General features: G+C 68.8%; 18 protein-coding genes. 6 read left to right on the forward strand and 12 right to left on the reverse strand.

What is annotated here, in order from left to right:
• Positions 1–64: 64 nt before the first annotated feature.
• From ACFQE9_RS00340 to ACFQE9_RS00375, 8 genes are all read right to left on the reverse strand, one after another.
• Positions 65–541 (reverse strand): Rieske (2Fe-2S) protein, encoded by a 477-nt coding sequence (locus tag ACFQE9_RS00340; protein ID WP_379738762.1) that lies wholly within the window; start codon positions 539–541, stop codon positions 65–67.
• Between the two features lie 103 nt (positions 542–644).
• Positions 645–1,262 (reverse strand): helix-hairpin-helix domain-containing protein, encoded by a 618-nt coding sequence (locus ACFQE9_RS00345; RefSeq protein ID WP_379738765.1) that lies wholly within the window; start codon positions 1,260–1,262, stop codon positions 645–647.
• Positions 1,263–1,346: 84 nt separating this feature from the next.
• Entirely contained in the window at positions 1,347–1,802 is a 456-nt protein-coding gene (locus ACFQE9_RS00350; protein WP_379738768.1) for a transcription elongation factor Spt5, read from the reverse strand.
• Positions 1,802–1,978 carry a protein translocase SEC61 complex subunit gamma gene (locus ACFQE9_RS00355; RefSeq protein WP_379738771.1) on the reverse strand — a complete coding sequence of 59 codons (177 nt, stop codon included), beginning with the start codon at positions 1,976–1,978 and terminating at the stop codon, positions 1,802–1,804. The genes ACFQE9_RS00350 and ACFQE9_RS00355 overlap by 1 nt, the downstream gene beginning before the upstream one ends.
• A gap of 192 nt (positions 1,979–2,170) precedes the next feature.
• On the reverse strand, positions 2,171–3,361 hold the full coding sequence (gene ftsZ, locus ACFQE9_RS00360) for a cell division protein FtsZ (protein ID WP_379738774.1): 1,191 nt from the start codon (positions 3,359–3,361) through the stop codon (positions 2,171–2,173).
• 174 nt (positions 3,362–3,535) lie between these two features.
• On the reverse strand, positions 3,536–4,996 hold the full coding sequence (locus tag ACFQE9_RS00365) for a D-aminoacyl-tRNA deacylase (RefSeq protein WP_379739222.1): 1,461 nt from the start codon (positions 4,994–4,996) through the stop codon (positions 3,536–3,538).
• Between the two features lie 60 nt (positions 4,997–5,056).
• Positions 5,057–6,424, reverse strand: coding sequence for a sodium:calcium antiporter (locus tag ACFQE9_RS00370; protein ID WP_379738777.1), 1,368 nt, complete (start codon positions 6,422–6,424; stop codon positions 5,057–5,059).
• 330 nt (positions 6,425–6,754) lie between these two features.
• Entirely contained in the window at positions 6,755–6,949 is a 195-nt protein-coding gene (locus ACFQE9_RS00375) for an HVO_2922 family protein (RefSeq protein WP_379738779.1), read from the reverse strand.
• 171 nt (positions 6,950–7,120) lie between these two features.
• Here ACFQE9_RS00375 and ACFQE9_RS00380 point away from each other — a divergent pair, with 171 nt between their 5' ends.
• Positions 7,121–8,014: a universal stress protein gene (locus tag ACFQE9_RS00380; RefSeq protein WP_379738782.1), complete on the forward strand. Its 894-nt coding sequence runs from the start codon at positions 7,121–7,123 to the stop codon at positions 8,012–8,014.
• Positions 8,015–8,081: 67 nt separating this feature from the next.
• The gene (locus tag ACFQE9_RS00385) at positions 8,082–8,945 is read left to right on the forward strand and encodes a shikimate dehydrogenase family protein (RefSeq protein ID WP_379738785.1); all 864 of its coding nucleotides are present in this window, start codon (positions 8,082–8,084) and stop codon (positions 8,943–8,945) included.
• 57 nt (positions 8,946–9,002) lie between these two features.
• Here ACFQE9_RS00385 and ACFQE9_RS00390 read toward each other — a convergent pair whose 3' ends face one another.
• The 3 genes from ACFQE9_RS00390 to ACFQE9_RS00400 all read right to left on the reverse strand — a co-directional run bounded on the left by ACFQE9_RS00390 (position 9,003) and on the right by ACFQE9_RS00400 (position 11,415).
• Positions 9,003–9,902, reverse strand: coding sequence for a thiamine-phosphate synthase family protein (locus tag ACFQE9_RS00390; protein ID WP_379738788.1), 900 nt, complete (start codon positions 9,900–9,902; stop codon positions 9,003–9,005).
• Between the two features lie 3 nt (positions 9,903–9,905).
• Positions 9,906–10,520, reverse strand: coding sequence for a dCTP deaminase (dcd, locus tag ACFQE9_RS00395; protein ID WP_379738791.1), 615 nt, complete (start codon positions 10,518–10,520; stop codon positions 9,906–9,908).
• A gap of 118 nt (positions 10,521–10,638) precedes the next feature.
• Positions 10,639–11,415 carry a Yip1 family protein gene (locus tag ACFQE9_RS00400; protein ID WP_379738794.1) on the reverse strand — a complete coding sequence of 259 codons (777 nt, stop codon included), beginning with the start codon at positions 11,413–11,415 and terminating at the stop codon, positions 10,639–10,641.
• A gap of 75 nt (positions 11,416–11,490) precedes the next feature.
• Here ACFQE9_RS00400 and ACFQE9_RS00405 point away from each other — a divergent pair, with 75 nt between their 5' ends.
• Positions 11,491–12,636, forward strand: a complete 1,146-nt coding sequence (locus ACFQE9_RS00405) for an aldo/keto reductase (RefSeq protein ID WP_379738797.1) — start codon at positions 11,491–11,493, stop codon at positions 12,634–12,636.
• Positions 12,637–12,660: 24 nt separating this feature from the next.
• Here the strand turns inward: ACFQE9_RS00405 and ACFQE9_RS00410 are convergent, their stop codons facing one another.
• Positions 12,661–12,831 (reverse strand): HVO_0758 family zinc finger protein, encoded by a 171-nt coding sequence (locus tag ACFQE9_RS00410; protein WP_379738799.1) that lies wholly within the window; start codon positions 12,829–12,831, stop codon positions 12,661–12,663.
• 235 nt (positions 12,832–13,066) lie between these two features.
• Between ACFQE9_RS00410 and ACFQE9_RS00415 the strand changes: the two genes are divergently transcribed.
• The 3 genes from ACFQE9_RS00415 to ACFQE9_RS00425 are packed head-to-tail and all read left to right on the forward strand — an operon-like array spanning position 13,067 to position 15,421.
• A complete protein-coding gene (locus ACFQE9_RS00415) occupies positions 13,067–14,161 on the forward strand; it encodes a glycosyltransferase family protein (protein ID WP_379738802.1) in 1,095 nt (364 codons plus the stop codon).
• Positions 14,158–14,790 carry a DUF7109 family protein gene (locus ACFQE9_RS00420; RefSeq protein ID WP_379738805.1) on the forward strand — a complete coding sequence of 211 codons (633 nt, stop codon included), beginning with the start codon at positions 14,158–14,160 and terminating at the stop codon, positions 14,788–14,790. Before ACFQE9_RS00415 ends, ACFQE9_RS00420 begins: the two co-directional genes overlap by 4 nt.
• A gap of 31 nt (positions 14,791–14,821) precedes the next feature.
• Complete coding sequence (locus ACFQE9_RS00425) at positions 14,822–15,421, forward strand: NUDIX hydrolase (RefSeq protein WP_379738808.1); 600 nt, start codon at positions 14,822–14,824, stop codon at positions 15,419–15,421.
• Positions 15,422–15,467 lie beyond the last annotated feature (46 nt).

The raw sequence follows: 15,467 nt of genomic DNA on the forward strand, positions 1-15,467 counted from the left end.
GCTACCTGAATGTTACCCCGGATGGAGCGTGAAACCCGAGCGTGCTCGCGCCCGGGAACCGCGATCACGATCCGGTGAAGTCGATCCGTGAGCCTCCCTCGGCGTCACCGCGTTCGACCGGGCCGACGCCGACGAAGACGTAGTCCGGATCGGTCAGGTGGACGCCGCCGTCCCGCGTCTCGACGGCGACCGAATCGAGGACCGCGCCCTCGCACGGGCCGAAATCACAGTAGCCGGTCTCACGCTGGAAGGTCGCGCCGTGTTTTTGACAGAAGATATCGCCGTTTCGAACGAACGCGCCATCGCCCGAATCGAGACGCACGTCCGTCCAGTGTTGACAGTGGTTGCGGTAGCAGGCGACGCCGTCCTCGAGGGCGATGAGGAACGCCTCGACCGTCTCGCCGTCCTCCCCGACGTCGCCGGCGTCGCCAAGGTCCACGCCGTCGACCGGCGAGAGGGTCACGAGCAGCGTCCCGTCGGCGGGAACCGCCTCGAGGTCGATCATTCGTCGCTCGTCGACTGCTCCTCGCGCATCGTCCATGCGGGAGCGAGGAACGGATCGCGTTTGAAGGTTTGGAGAGGCGGAGCGGAGACACGCCGAGGCGGGGACGTTCGAGATTCCGGGGACGTTCGAGATTCGACGGTTAGGCCGTCTCGCCGGCCCGTTCGATCCACGTGGCCGCGCGCTTCTCGCCGACGTTCGCCCCCTCGGCGACGTCCGCGGGGTCCGCGGCGGCCAGATCCGCGACCGTCTCGATGCCGATGTCGGAGAGTCGCTCCGCGTAGGCCGGGCCGATGCCCTTTATCGTGTCGACCGACGGGGAGTCGGCGTCGCCGGAGTCCGCATCAGCGGCGTCGGAATCCTCGGAATCCGCAGCAGCAGCGTCGGAACCAGCGACGTCCGTCTCCTCCGTGGAGTCCGGACTTCCGTCCACCGAGTCCGTCGCGGCCTCCTCGTCCGCGTCGTCGTCTTCGGCCGGTTCAGCCTCGTCGGAGTCCGGGGTGGCCGCCGCCTCGGCCGGTTCGGCGGCCTCGCCGGGATCCTCGGCCGCGCTTTCGTCGACGAGGGACTCGGTCGAGGCCGTGGCGTCGGTTCCCGCCGCGGCGGGGTCGTCCGCCGACCCTCCCGCGTCGGATCCGCTATCCCCTCCCTCCTCGCTCGATTCGTGCTCGACGGTCACTCGGGTGTCCGTTCGATCGGCGTCGCCGTCGTCGGCGTCGCCGAACCCGAGCATCCGTTTCAGTGTCTGCAGGAGCGCCATCGGCGCACAGTACGAACGGGGGGCATTTAAAAGCCGCCGGCGGAGGCGAGGAACGCAAAACGAAAGGGCGGATCGATGGAGGGGCTACCGCTCGTCGCTGTCGAGGACGCGGATCTGGTCGCCGCGGACCGTGACCGGAATGGGAACGGTCGCCTCGTAGAGCTCGACGGTGACCTGGTCTTTCCCCTCGTCGATGCGCTGGACGCGGGCCTTCTCGCCCTTGAACGGCCCGGCGATGAGCTCGACGATGTCGCCCTCGGCGATCCCCTCGACGTCGGGGGTCGGCGAGAGGAAGTGCTCGACCTCGGAGAAGCCGCTCGCCGCGGGTCCGTCGGAACCGGAGATGACGCCGCGTGCGTGCGGAATCTCGTCGAGGACGCGCGCGAAGACGCTGCCGTCGTCGGCCTCGACCATCACGTAGCTCGTGAGCTGGTCGGGCGCCAACACGGCGTGGATCTCCGGCATCTCCTTTTCGGCGAGCATGTCCGCGACCGTCCGCTCCTGGCTCGCGGTCGTCTTGACCGCGAAGATCGACGACATCAGACGCCGACCCCCGGGAGCAGGCTCATGATCGCGTAGATCAGAAAGCCGATGAAGCCGACGAGGATGATGCCGGCGCCGGCGACCTTCGAGACCTGGGTGAACTCCTCGGTGCTCGGGGTGCTCGCCAGCTTTAACACCCGAATGTAGCTGTTGAGGTCGTAGGGGACGTCCATATTGAGCGTGAGTAGGCGACGCGCGGTTTTTTACCTTGTGATGTTGCGCCACCGCGTGTGGTCGCGTTCGAGCGTAGTCGCGACCGAGAGTAGTCGCGATCGAGTATGGTCGCGACCGAGCGTGGTTGCGGTCGAAAGGAGAACACGACCGATCGAAGCCGGCCGTCGAGGGACCGGTCGCAACGATCGCGGCTACTCGACGTAGTCGATGTCGTCGACCTGCTGGTCGACCGGCTCGTCCGCCATCTCGGGTTGGGGAGCCTCCTCGCCGTTGCGGCCGTATATCTGGGGCGATTCGACGCCCGTGACGACGATCATGGTTCGCATCTGTCCCTCGATCTCCTCGTCGACGGAGGTGCCCCAGATGATGCGCGCGTCGGGGTCGATGCGGTCGTAGATCTCCTCGACGACGCCCTCGGCCTCCTCGATGCTCATGTCGCTGCCGCCGGTGACGTTGACGAGCGCGGAGTTCGCCCCGGAGATGTCGACGTCGAGGAGCGGCGACCGAAGCGCCGACTTCACGGAGTCCTGCGCCTTCGAGTCGGAGTCGGACTCGCCGAGGCCGATCATCGCGACGCCGCCCTTCTCCATCACGGTGCGGACGTCGGCGAAGTCGAGGTTGACGAGGCCGGGTTTGGTGATCAGTTCGGTGATGCCCTTGACCGAGCGCATGAGGACCTCATCGGAGACCTTGAAGGCCTGGCGGACGGGGAGCTTGCCGACGGCGTCGAGGAGGCGATCGTTGGGGACGACGATGACGGTGTCGGCGACGTCACGGAGGCGCTCGAGGCCGGCCTCGGCGTTCGTGCGCCGGACCTCGCCCTCGGCGGTGAACGGGGTCGTGACGATCGCGATCGTGAGCGCGCCGGACTCGCGGGCGGCCTTCGCGACCACCGGCGCGGAGCCGGTTCCGGTCCCGCCGCCGAGTCCGGCGGTGACGAAGACCATGTCCGAGCCCTCGATGGAGTCGTAGATCTCCTCTTGGGACTCGATGGCGGCCTCCTCGCCGACCTGCGGCAGCGAGCCGGCGCCGCGACCCTGCGTCTTCTGTTGGCCCATCAGGATCTTCGTGTCGGCCTCGATGTTGACGAGGTGCTGGACGTCGGTGTTCGCCGCGACGAGCTTCGCGCCGTGGATCCCCTCCTCCTTCATTCGGTTGACGGTGTTGCCGCCGGCGCCGCCGCAGCCGACGACCGTGATGTTCGTCTGCAGGTCCTGAAGGACGTCCTGCAGCTCGTCGTCGGTCATGGTTCCGGTTCGGGAGGCGGCGCCCGAAGCGCCGGTTCCTCCGGCGTCGGCTGTGTCCTGTCCGGCGGAGTCCCCGGAGCCGCCGGATCCGGATTCCTCGGCCTCGTCGATCGCGTCCTCAACGATGGAGTCCATATTGGCGAAGGGTTATACAGCGAGGTTAATTACCTTTCCCCATTCGTCGGACCTTCGTCTGACGCTGAGGGGGCGTTTCGACCGAATTGCGGGGGATCGAGCGAATCGGGAGGACGGAGCCAGCCCGGATCGGAATTCAGATCGGCGATCGGAGCTCAGATCGAAGGGCGGAGTTCAGATCGGGAAGCGCTCCTCGTGCTCGCGAGAGACCGCATCGGGTTCGATCGTCCGGCCGTCGATCTCGACCGGATTTCCCGCGGCCAGGGCGCCGAACTTGGGTCCCTCGGGAACGCCCCGGTCGGCCGCGAGTTCGGGATCGAAGCCCGTCTCGCGCGCGACGACCGCGTCCGATCGGACGTCGACCTCCTCGAACCGTTCCCTGAGGATCTCGGCGAGCGATTCGACGAGCGCGTCGAGAGCATCGCGATCGGTGACGGCGAGCGCTCCCGCCGCCCGCGTCCCGCCCTCCGCCGTCTCGAAGGCGATCGCGTGTTCCTCGATCGCCGCGCGCGCCGCATCGTGGTCGATCCCCTGCGCCCGCGTGAGGAGGTCGCCGGGAAGCTCGTGGACGATGAACGGGCGGTCGCCTACGGCGCCCGTTCGCTCCGCGTTCCCCGGGGGACCGTCCGGAACCACCTCGCCGAATCGAAGCCCCTCCTCGACCGACGCGATCGCGTCCTCGAGCGCCTCGACCAGCCGGAGGGGACGATCGCCGACCTCGCGAACCCACGTCTCGGAGATGACGCGGTGCCCGAGGTCCTCGACGGTCGCCTCGAGGTCGGGTTTCTCGCCCTCGATCACGGCGTGGTCGGCGTCGCTCGCCTCGAACGCGCGCGAGACGACGTCGCGGTTTCGCTCCGGCGACCCCATCTCGGTGAGCTGCCAGTCGGAGCCGACGTGTCCGACGCCCCAGTCGGTCTCCGCCACGATCCGCGTGAACTTCGGCGCGTAATGGCCGCCGCCGAACCCGACGACGTGTCGGGAGGCCCCGTCGTCACCGCGGAGGTCGGTCGAAGGTGCGTCGGTCGGAGAGACGTCGGCCGGAGAGACATCGGCCGGAGAGACGTCGCCCGATCGATCGTGGTCCTCGATCAGATCGAGGACGGAACGGGCCACGGCGCGGGCGCCGTCCGGGTCGTCCCACTGATCGTCCCCCGACCCGAGCTCCGCGAACAGCGACGGGACGCCGACGTCGCTCGGCCCGTGGTGGGTACACTCGATACCGACGTCGTACTCCGGCGGGGCGTGTTCGCGGAACGAGTGGAACAGGTGCTTTTGCGCAGCCGGGGCGGCGCGGGCGAGCCCGCCCTCCGTCCCGCCGTACTCGGCCGGCCCGAAGTTCCCCGTGAAGTGGGCGGTCAAGAGTGGTCCGGTCTCGCCGGCGTGTCTCGAGACGAAGACGAGGAGGTCGAGGTCGCGGCCGGTCGCCTCGAAGGGGGCCGCGGGATCCTCGAGGTGGATGTGGAGGTCCTCGAAGGTCCGCATCTCGGCGCCCGGACGGCGATGGACCGTCCCGCCGCCCGCCGCGTCCGGAACGGACTCGTCCGTCGTCTGTTCCCACTCGCCGATCTCCAACAGCCGGTCGCCGACGTGTTCGGAGGCGCGGTCGGCTCGACTGACGACGATCGCGATCACGATCGGACGTCGGAGGGTCACGGCCGAATAGTCGTCGATCCGGCTCGTCATCCAGGAGCGTCAGTCGTCGCCCCTCGGAGTCCCGGATCCGCCGGCCGACACGGCCTCGCGTATCGTTCCGCCGGTCCTCGAGAGGAGCCGGCTGAACTCCCGTCGCCGCGAGACGAGGAGCACGGTGCCGAGCAGGACGTACACCCCGCTGTAGACGAGCAGCAGCTCGTGGCTCGTGACCGGCAACACGAGCACGTCGCGGATGATCAGGAACTCCGAGACGACCTGCGAGAGGAAAAGCACCAACAGCATCACGCCCTCCCGTGCGGAGATCTCGAAGTTGAGCAGTATCGTGATCGCGAAGAAGGACTGGGCGGCCGTGAGCCAGATCTCGGCGGCCTGTCGCGCGTCGAAGGCGAGGACGCCGTACCGACCGAGCGCGAGCGAGTGGACGACGACGAGGGTTCCGATGAGCAGCGTCCACTGGTTGAGCTTCGAGGAGATGAGCGCGTTGAACCCCGCCGTCGATCGGGCCTTGTTCACGAGGTAGAGGACGACGATGAGCTCCGGCGACTCGGAGGCCAGCGGCGCGACCCACTGGATCATGAAGAAGGAGGGGACGCCGATGTCCTGGCCGATCTCCTCGAGTCCGTGGGCGAAGGGCTCGACGGCGGTGAAGATCATCAATCCGGAGTAGGCGAAAAGCAGAACGACGGTCGCGACCCGGCCGGGTTTCGAGAACGTCTGGAGGTACGCCGGGACGCCGACGTGTTCCTCCGCGGGATCGATCTCGCCGCGGAGAATGATCGCGATGTAGGCGACGTAGATACCGACGAGAATCAGCATGTCGAGAACGTCGATGCCGCCGTTCAGCGGAATGAGGAACGCCCAGCACGTCGCGAGCAGGAGGAAGACGATGTCGAGCCCGATGTCGCGGTCGATCGAGACGGCATCGGCGAGGAAACCGCTTCGCCGTTCGACGGCCGGATCGGCATCGGATCCCCGCCGATAGATGGTAAACAGGGCGATCCCGGCCCACCCGATCCCGATCAGGATCCGGTTCGCGCCGGTCATGTTCGCCACCGCGAGGTTGCCGGCCTCGATGCCGCGTTCGGTCCCCGCGTAGATGCCGGCGTTCCAGGCGTACAGCGCGTCGACGGCGTACTCGGGAGCGACCGCGAGCACGGCAAGGACCGCGATGGCGAAGGCTCTCGGGACGTCCTTCTCCGCGGTCTCCGCGGCCCACGCGAGCAGGAAGGCCGCACCCAGGACCGAGATCCCGCTTATCGCGACGATCGCGAGCGTGGAGAGCCCCGCGAGCGCCGCGGGTGCCGCATAACCCAACGCCGGGAGCACCGTCGTCGCGATCCAGACCGCGACCCACGGAACGGTCAAGGCGGCCGCCCCCGCGAGCGCCTGCAGGGCCTGCCGTCTCATCGGCGATCGTCTCCCTTCATCGGCGATCGTCTCCTCGGATCGACGAGGGTTCGTCACCTCGTTTCGATCGAGGCTGAACACCACGCCGGCCCGGGAGACGGTTCGCGTGCTTGGTAGTGCGTCCCGATGTCATCGAATCACCTCGACCCACAACGTCCCCACATATAATACACAAGATGTGCCGTGATCGACCGCATCCGGACGTTTCCGTGGCCGAACGACCCGATCACGGCCCTCACCGGCTTTCGGATGATCTTCCACGCAGACGGCTCAAAGCGGAAGGATCGAGCCGTTTCGGGTCCATCCCGCGTTCCAAAATCGAGGACTTCCTCACCCCTCGTCGAGGATCTCGACCGCGGCGTCCGGGGAGATTCGCTTGACGCTCTCGATCCCGCGTTTGGCTCCCTGCTTGGATCGGTATCCCTCGCCGCTGTCGGCGACGATGTTGCCGTTCGACGCGACGAGCCGCCAGCGCCACTCGCCGGCGTTGTCCCGGTACACCTCAAAGGTACCCGTTCGGGTCATTGCCGGCAACTACACCCGCCCGGGACATTAAACCCGGGTCAGGCGGTCGTGCGTGTTCTCCCACGCAGAGTCCGGAGCGGATCGGGAACGCTGGTCCCATCGAGGACCCGGTCTCCCGTGAACCGCCGTCCGGTTATTTATCATCGAACGTGGAACTGCTTCATACAGGCCATGTACGAGACCATCCTGATCCCGGTCGACGGGAGCGAACACGCGATCAGAGCCGCGGAACACGGGAGCCGCCTCGCCGGGGCGTTCGACGCGGACCTCCACCTGCTCAACGTGGCTGACGTCCAGTCCGCGGGCGGGCTGTTCAACGCGGGCGGCGTCGACGGGGAGTTCGTCCGCCGCATCGAGGAGGAGGGACGGAACGTGCTCGAGGCGGCCGCTGACGCGATCGAGGGGCGGTACGACGCCGAGATCTCGACGGCGGTCGTCCGCGGCGAGCCCTCCGAGACGATACTCGAACACGCCGAGGAGGTCGGTGCCGACCTCCTCGCGATGGGGACCCACGGTCGCACGGGCGTGAACCGCTACATCGCCGGAAGCGTGACCGAACGCGTCGTCCGCCTCTCGGAGACGCCGGTGTTGACGACCCGCGCAACCGTCGAGAGCGATCCGGAGCGAGGATACGACGACGTCCTCGTGCCGACGGACGGGAGCGAGGCCGCCGAGGTCGCCGTCGAGCACGGGCTGGCGATCGCGGAGCGAACGGGCGCTCGCGTGCACGCCGTCAGCGTCGTGAGCGTCCGTGGTCTCGAGACCAATCCGGAGTACACCCGGATCGCGGAACTCCGGGAACACCTCACCGGGAACGCGAAGGAGGCGGTCGACGACATCCTGGCGCGAGCCGAGGAGCGCGGAATCGACGCCGTGGGGTCGGTTCCGAACGGCTCGCCCGGCTCGATCCTGCTGGAGTACGTCGACGAACACGACGTGGATCTCGTCGCGATGGGAACCCACGGGCGAACCGGCCTCGACCGCTACCTCATCGGGAGCACGGCCGAGCGGCTGATCAGACGCTGTGCGGTTCCGGTGGTCGCGGTCAACGCGGGGCGTCAGTAGAATCAGTCGAGACGACCGATCGGCTCCGACCCGGCGGATTTTTGCTCCGGGAGCCGACCCGATTCGTATGGACGTTTACGGCCTGATCGGCAACCCGGTCGAACACTCGCTTTCGCCCCCGATGCACGAGGCGGCCTACGAGGAGTTGGGACTCGACGCGCGGTACGTGACCTTCGAGCCGGCCCCGGACGCGGCCGGAGAGGCGATCACCGGCGCGAGCGCGCTCGGCGTTCGCGGCCTCAACGTGACGATCCCGTTCAAACGCGACGTCCTCGAACACGTCGAGACGGACGACCTCGCCGCCCGTATCGGCGCCGTGAACACGATCGACTTCGCCTCGGCGGAAGGGGAACCGGGTGACGACGGCGGGAGCGGACCGAACCCGGAAGCGCCGCGTCCGCGCGGGTACAACACGGACGCGGCCGGCGTTCGGCGTGCGTTCGCCCACCACGACGTGACGCTTTCGGAGGCCGAGGCGGTCGTGGTCGGTGCGGGGGGCGCGGGACGGGCGGTCGCCTTCGCGCTCGCGGACGCCGGAGCGAGCGTCCACGTCGCGAACCGCACCGCGGAGCGGGCGGAGGCGCTGGCCGAGGAGGTTCCGGGAGCCACCGGCGGCGGGCTGGAGACGCTCGCGGCCCGCGTCCCCGAGGCGGACGTGCTCGTGAACGCGACGAGCGTCGGGATGGAGTCGGACGAGACGCCCGTCGACGCGGAGCTGCTCTCCGAAGACCTCGCCGTGCTTGACGCCGTCTACTCGCCGATCGAGACGCGGCTCCTCCGCGAGGCGGACGCGGCGGGCGCGAGGACGATCGACGGCGCGTGGATGCTGCTGTTTCAGGGCGTCGAGGCGCTCGAGATCTGGACCGGCGAGGACGCGCCGGTCGAGGCGATGAACCGGGCGCTTCGCGCAGAGTTGGCCGAGGACGAATAGCCGGACACCAGCGGAGGGGCGGGAGGTACCGGAGGGTGGCGGTGCTCGCGAACGGGGTTAGAGATACTCGCGAACGATCCGGGCGGCCTCGACGGCGTCGCCCGCGAGCACGTAGACGATCGGCTCGACGCCGACCGCGCCGGTTTGGTACAACACGACCGGGACGTCGACGTCCCGGCCCTCCAGGGCGGCGCGCACCGCGGTCGGGGAGTGCTCCTCGGCGTCGAACTCGATCGTCTCGTACTCCGTGCCCATCGCCTCGAGGAGGTCCGGATCGTATCGCACGTTGACCGCACCGCGCGCCGGAACGCCGGCCGCGCGCGCGGCGAGGAGAACGGAGGCGACGTGCTCGCTCACGCCGAACTCGGGCTCGCCGGGGACCATCGCCCGCCCCTTCACGTCCACTAGTCGCCCCGGGACGCCGGCCACGTCGTCGATCGTCTCCGCGTCCGGGAGCGCCTCGACGACGTTGGCGCCGACGTTCGGGATGAGCGCCGCGAAGCCGGAGGCGTTCCGCAGAGTCCGGAGTCCGCGCCGGACCGACGCGAGCACGCGTTCGCGCTCGCGGAGCGCGTTGTCCGGGTCGTGGACGGCGAACTCGACGTTCGCGTCGGCCAGCTTCGGCATCGCCTCCTCGTGGAGGTCGGCGAGGAGGTCGTCCTCCTCGAGTTGCCGGATCAGGATCTCGATCTCGACGAGGGCGGCGACACGGCTCACGTCGCCGGCGGCGAGCCCCTCCCCGATCCGGTCGACGAGTTCGCGGACGCGCTCGTCCGCGACGATGCGGTCGTGGCGAGCGACGTCGCCGTGGGCGTACTTCGAGACCGCCGACTGGGAGATGCCGAGCGCCTCCGCGACCTCGTGTTGGGTGAAGCCGCGGTCGCGGAGGTCCTCGGCGAGCATCGCACGGATCGTGGGAAGGAACTCCTCGACGACGATCTCCTCGATGAACTTCATCGGCTATCGGTCCTCCTCCCCCTCCGACTCCGACGGCTCGTCGTCGAACTCCGGATCGTCGCCGATCCGGGACGCCTGCGGGCCGTCCTGGCCTTGATACTTCGATCCGCGCTCCTCGCCGTAGGGGCGGTCGGCGGGCGAGGTGAGTTCGGTGAAGGTGAGCTGGGAGACGCGCATTCCGGGGGAAAGCGCCACCGGCGCCGTGCCCAGATTCGACAGCTCGAGGGTGATCTGTCCCTCGTAGCCGGGGTCCGCGAGCCCCGCGGTCGCGTGAACGACGATCGCGAGCCGGCCGAGCGAGGACCGTCCCTCGACGTGGGCGACGAGGTCGTCGGGGATCGCCACGCGCTCCTTCGTCGTCCCGAGCACGAAGTCGCCGGGGTGGAGGACGAACTCCTCGCCCTCCTCGACGAACGTCTCCGTGACGTAGTCGCCCACCTCGTCCGCGCGGGTCGGGTGGATGCACGGAATGTTCGCCCGCTGGAACTCGAGGAACCGCTCGCCGAGCCGGAGGTCGACGCTCGCCGGCTGTACCTGCTGGTCGACGTCGTCGATCGGGTCGATCGCGAGATCGCCGTCCTCGAGACGGCGGAGGATGTCGACGTCTGAGAGTATCATATCCCGACGAGAGACACCGGGGTAGTAAATTCTCGCCGATCGACGATCGGGGGCGAACTCCGGTCGAGCCGTGAGCAAGATCGGACGGCGTTCGGACGTGATCGGGATCGAACGCCGGTCAGGACACAAGCAGGACGGTGATCACGGCGAATACCCCCGCCACGCCCCCGGCGGCCGCCGTCGAGAGATCGTGCCGTTCGGCGATCCCGCCCCGGAGGATCCACCACTGCCAGGCGATGGTGAGAAGCGACGCGACGAGGAGGGGACCCTCGATCGCGGCGAAGGCCGAGAGCAGTTCCTCCCGGAACCCCTCGGGCGAGGTCGCTCGGACCGTCGTTTCGGAGAGCGCGTAGTAGATTCCGACGAGGCCGACGGCAAGCCGGAACAGCTCCGGGAGGAGGGCCCAGGCCGCGACCGAGAGCGACTCGCCGATCGACCCCCGTCCGCCGGCGAGACGGGCGCCGACGTGGACGATGCCGCCGGCCACGAGCCACCAGATGCCGACCCCGAGGAAGCCGTAGTGGAGGAACTCGCCGGTGGCCTCCCGGAGCATCGTTCCGAGGTCCCGGTCGATCCGCGCCGGTTCCTGGCAGGCGTCGTACATCGGCGCGTCCGTGTCGTTCCCGAGTCGCTCACAAACCCAGCCGTCAGGGCGGTCGGGATTGTCGATCGTCACGGTCGCGTCGACCGTCGCCTCGAGAATGCCGCCGAGCAGCACGATCCCGAGGGTCACGGCGGCCGCGACGAACACGACGATCGCGACGGCCGCGCCGAGGGAGTCGCGATGCGGGGACTCGGCGAAGAACCGACGGGGTGCAAGGAGGGCGGTTTCGATCGCTCGAAGGAGGGAGCGGCCGCCTCGAAGGAGGGCGCGAACGTCGTCGTGGAGGGACACGATCGGCGATCCCACGGCGCGAAGCATAAGCGATCGGTCGTGGCGGTTATACCTCGAGGGAGCCGTATCCCACGTATGGCGACACGCGAGGGGACCTGGCGCTACCGGAACCGGTTCGGCGACTCCTTCGGGCGGACGTACTTTCGCCGGTTCGGGCCGGGCGTGGTCTCGAGCGTCGGCATCGGCACGTACCTCGGCGAGCCGACCGCCGCCGTCGACGAGCGCTACAGGCGATCGATCCGGCTCGCGCTGGAATCGGGCGTCAACGTGGTCGACACGGCCGTGAACTACCGCTGTGGACGGTCCGAGCGCGTGGTTGGGGACGCGATCCGCGAGAGCGGGATCGACCGGGAGTCAGTGCTCGTGGCGACCAAGGGCGGGTTCGTCCCGTTCGACGGAGACCGTCCCGACGACCCCGCGGGATACGTCCGCGGGACGTTCGTCGAACCCGGGGTGGTCTCGGCCGACGAGCTCGCACGCGGAAGCCACGCGATCAGCCCGTCGTTCATCGACGCGATGGTGGATCGGTCGCTGCGTGCGCTCGACCTCGGGACGATCGACGTCTACTACGTCCACAACCCGGAGACGCAGCTGGCCGTCCGATCTCGGGAGGCCGTCTACGACCGCCTCGAGGCAGCCTTCGAGCGGCTCGAGCGTCGCCGGCTGGCGGGGGAGATCGGCTGCTACGGGATCGCCTCCTGGGAGGCCTTCCGCGTGCCGGAGGGCGACGAGTCGTACCTCTCGTTGCCCGCGATCTTGGGGCGTGCACGGAGGGCGGTCGCGTCGGTCTCCGGAGGGGAGATGGGCGAAGCGTCCGACTCCGAGACGGAGCCCGACCACGGGCTACGGGCGATACAGCTCCCCTTCAACGTCGCGATGGCGGACGCGTTCACCCGGAAGAACCAACCGCTTCCCGACGACCCGGACGGGTCAGGAGAGACGCGGATGTCGACGCTCGAGTGCGCGAGACGGGCGGGGATGGGCGTCTTCACCAGCGCGAGCATCGGACAGGGGGCGCTCTCGGAGTCGATCCCGGAGTCGATCGACGCGGAGCTCGCAGGGGACGTGCCCGCCCAGCGGGCCATCAACTTCTCCCGGAGCGCGCCCGGGGTAACGAGCGCGCTCGTCGGGAGCAGCGATCCGAATCACGTCCGCGAGAACGTCGCGGCAGGCACCTTCGACCCGCTCGGCGCGACGGCGTTCGACTCGGTCTTCGAGTGACCGATTCCGGTTTTGAGGACGGTCCTAACGGAGTTCCTTGTAGGTGGCTCCGCACTCGGGACAGACGCGAACGGCGAACACCTCGTCGGGGTCGTTCTCCTTTTTCAGGGTCTTCTCACAGCTCGCGCAGGTGAGTCGTTCGTACGTGTCCTTTAGCAGGTCGCCGTCGCGGAGTCCCTTGCGAGTCGACTTCATACCTCGCCGTTGGACGCCGGACGTGTTAAATACCGTGCCCTGGGTCGTCATCGACGGTTGACACGATCGGGACCAGATCGGGGATGGCGACGAACGGGAGCGGTTGGATCCGAACACCCGATCGACCGGGAGCGAACACCCGATCGACCGGGAGCGAACACCTGATCGACTGGGATCGAACACCCGATCGATCGGATCCGGATGCTTTTCCGCCGCGCCCGCCAGGGATGCAACGATGGAGTACGTACAAGAGCGCGTCACCACGCTGCACGCGCTCGGGGAGGGATCTCCCGAAGCCCCGACCGACCGGGCGGCGGTGGTTGTCCCGATGACCGAACGGGAGTACGGCGGGCTGGCGGCCGAGCGCGTTCTGTCGGCCCTCGAGTCGGTCGATCCCGGTCGCGTGGTCGTGCCGCTTCGCGCACCGGCCGAGCGTGCCGGGTCCTTCGACGAGTGGCTCCAGGGTTTCGATCTCACCGTCGAGACCGTGTGGTGTGACGGCCCGCGGCTCGAGCGGCTGCTCGCCGACTACGGTCTCGACGGCGACCGCGGCAAGGGGCGGGACGTGTGGGTCGGCCTGGGCCGCGCGCTCTCGGAGGAGTTCGTGGTGGTCCACGACGCGGACACGCGCACGTACTCGCCCGCGTACGTGAATCGACTCCTGTTTCCGCTCGCGCGGGGGTACGACTTCTCGAAGGGGTACTACGCCCGCATCGAGGACGGGCAACTCTACGGGCGGCTCTTTCGGCTCCTCTACCGTCCGCTCGTCCGCGCGCTCGCCGAGGAACACGCCGATCCGATCGTCGAGTACCTCGAATCGTTCCGGTACGCGCTCGCCGGGGAGTTCGCGGCGACGGCGGATCTCGTTTCGACGCTCCGTATCCAGCGCGGGTGGGGCCTCGAGATCGGGACCCTCGGCGACGCCTTCGCGTACGGCGGGTTCGACGGGAGCGCGCAGGTGGACCTCGGTCGGTACGAGCACGACCACCGGTCGGTTCGCGGCCCGACCGGACTGGCCGAGATGAGCGAGGCCGTCGTGGACGCGACGCTTCGAACGCTCCTCGATCGGGGGATCGAGCCGGACGAGACGACCCTGCCGGACCGATATCGCGAGGCCGCGGACGAGCTCGTTCGTGCCTACTCGACGGACGCGGCGTTCAACGGGTTCGACTACGACCGGGAGTCGGAACGCGACCAGATCGAGGCGTACGCCGAGGCGATCGGACCGGTCGGTCCCGACGACCGGCTGCCGCCGTGGCGGAACTCGCCCGTCTCCGCGGAGGCGGTGCTGGAGGCCGCGGAGGCCGACCTCCGGGAGGTCGCCGAATGACCTCGGACCCGGCAGACGGGGAGAGTCGGGCCGCACGCGAGGAGGTCGTCGGAATCGTCGACCTGTTCGGCGCGCTGACGCGCGAGGAGCTGCGTCGAGCGCTCTCGGAACTCGCGTTCAAACGCGGGAGCGAGGTCGACGAGTCGGCGGTCGAGGACGTGATCGACGACGCGGTTCGCGAGTACGCACTCGTCCCTCTCGAGGCGGACGGGAACGTCGTCGCCGGCGGAATCGAGGACGCCGATCGCAACGGGGGCGGACGCGCTGACCGCGACGAGGACCGAAGCACCGACCGCGACGAGAGTGGGCCGGGCACCGGGGACGAAACGCTCCTGATCGCGGGTCCGGCCGTGTTTCCGGTGTTGCCGCCGAAGGCCGACGACCTTCCGTACATCCTCGACGTTCCGGACCGCGAGATCGACCGGAAGGTGGCGGGCGAGCACGTCGAGCGACGGGTGATCGATGACGTCGACGCCGCGATCGGGGACGGCGACCGCGCGCGCTTGGAGGCCCTCCTCGAGGTGACCTACGACCTGGAGAGCTGGGCCCCGGTCGAGGTCGGCGACGTCCGCGATCGGATCGCGGACGCGATGGAGGGGACGAGCGACGCGGCGACGGACGAGGAGTAAGACTAAGGCGTCCGGGTGCCCTTCGACCGACATGGACCTGTCCGGGGTACGACGTCACACGCCGGTGACGGCCGCGGAGGGCGAACGCGAGGCCGCGGTCCTCGCTCCCGTGCTCCACCGCGAGGGCGATCCGCACCTGCTTTTCACCAAGCGTGCGGACCACCTCGGCGAGCATCCCGGACAGATGAGCTTTCCCGGCGGCGGACGGGAGCCCCGCGACGAGACGCTCCGGGATACCGCGCTTCGGGAGGCCGACGAGGAGATCGGGTTGGCGGCCGCGGAGGCCGGCATCCGGGGACGACTCGACGACATCACCACCGTGACCGGCTACGCGATCCGGCCGTTCGTGGCGGAGGTTCCGGACCGCGAGTACGTCCCCGACGAGCGGGAGGTCGCGGAGATCGTCTTCCTCCCGGTCTCGGAACTCACGGACCGCTCGAACTACGAGTCGGAACGACGCGATCATCCCGAACACGGGGACATACGGATCCACTTCTTCTCGGTCGAGGGCTACACCGTCTGGGGGGCGACCGGCAGGATGCTCGCACAGCTGCTGGAGTTGACGACGGACTGGCGGGTTCCGCCCGAGGTCGATCGGGTCGTCGATCCGGACGCCGACCTTCCGGTGTGAACGAGGGATCGACGAGCCGAACGAGGGATCGACGACTCGAACGAAG

It is taken from the genome of Halopenitus salinus (assembly GCF_042662125.1).
Taxonomy (GTDB): Archaea; Halobacteriota; Halobacteria; order Halobacteriales; family Haloferacaceae; genus Halopenitus; species Halopenitus salinus.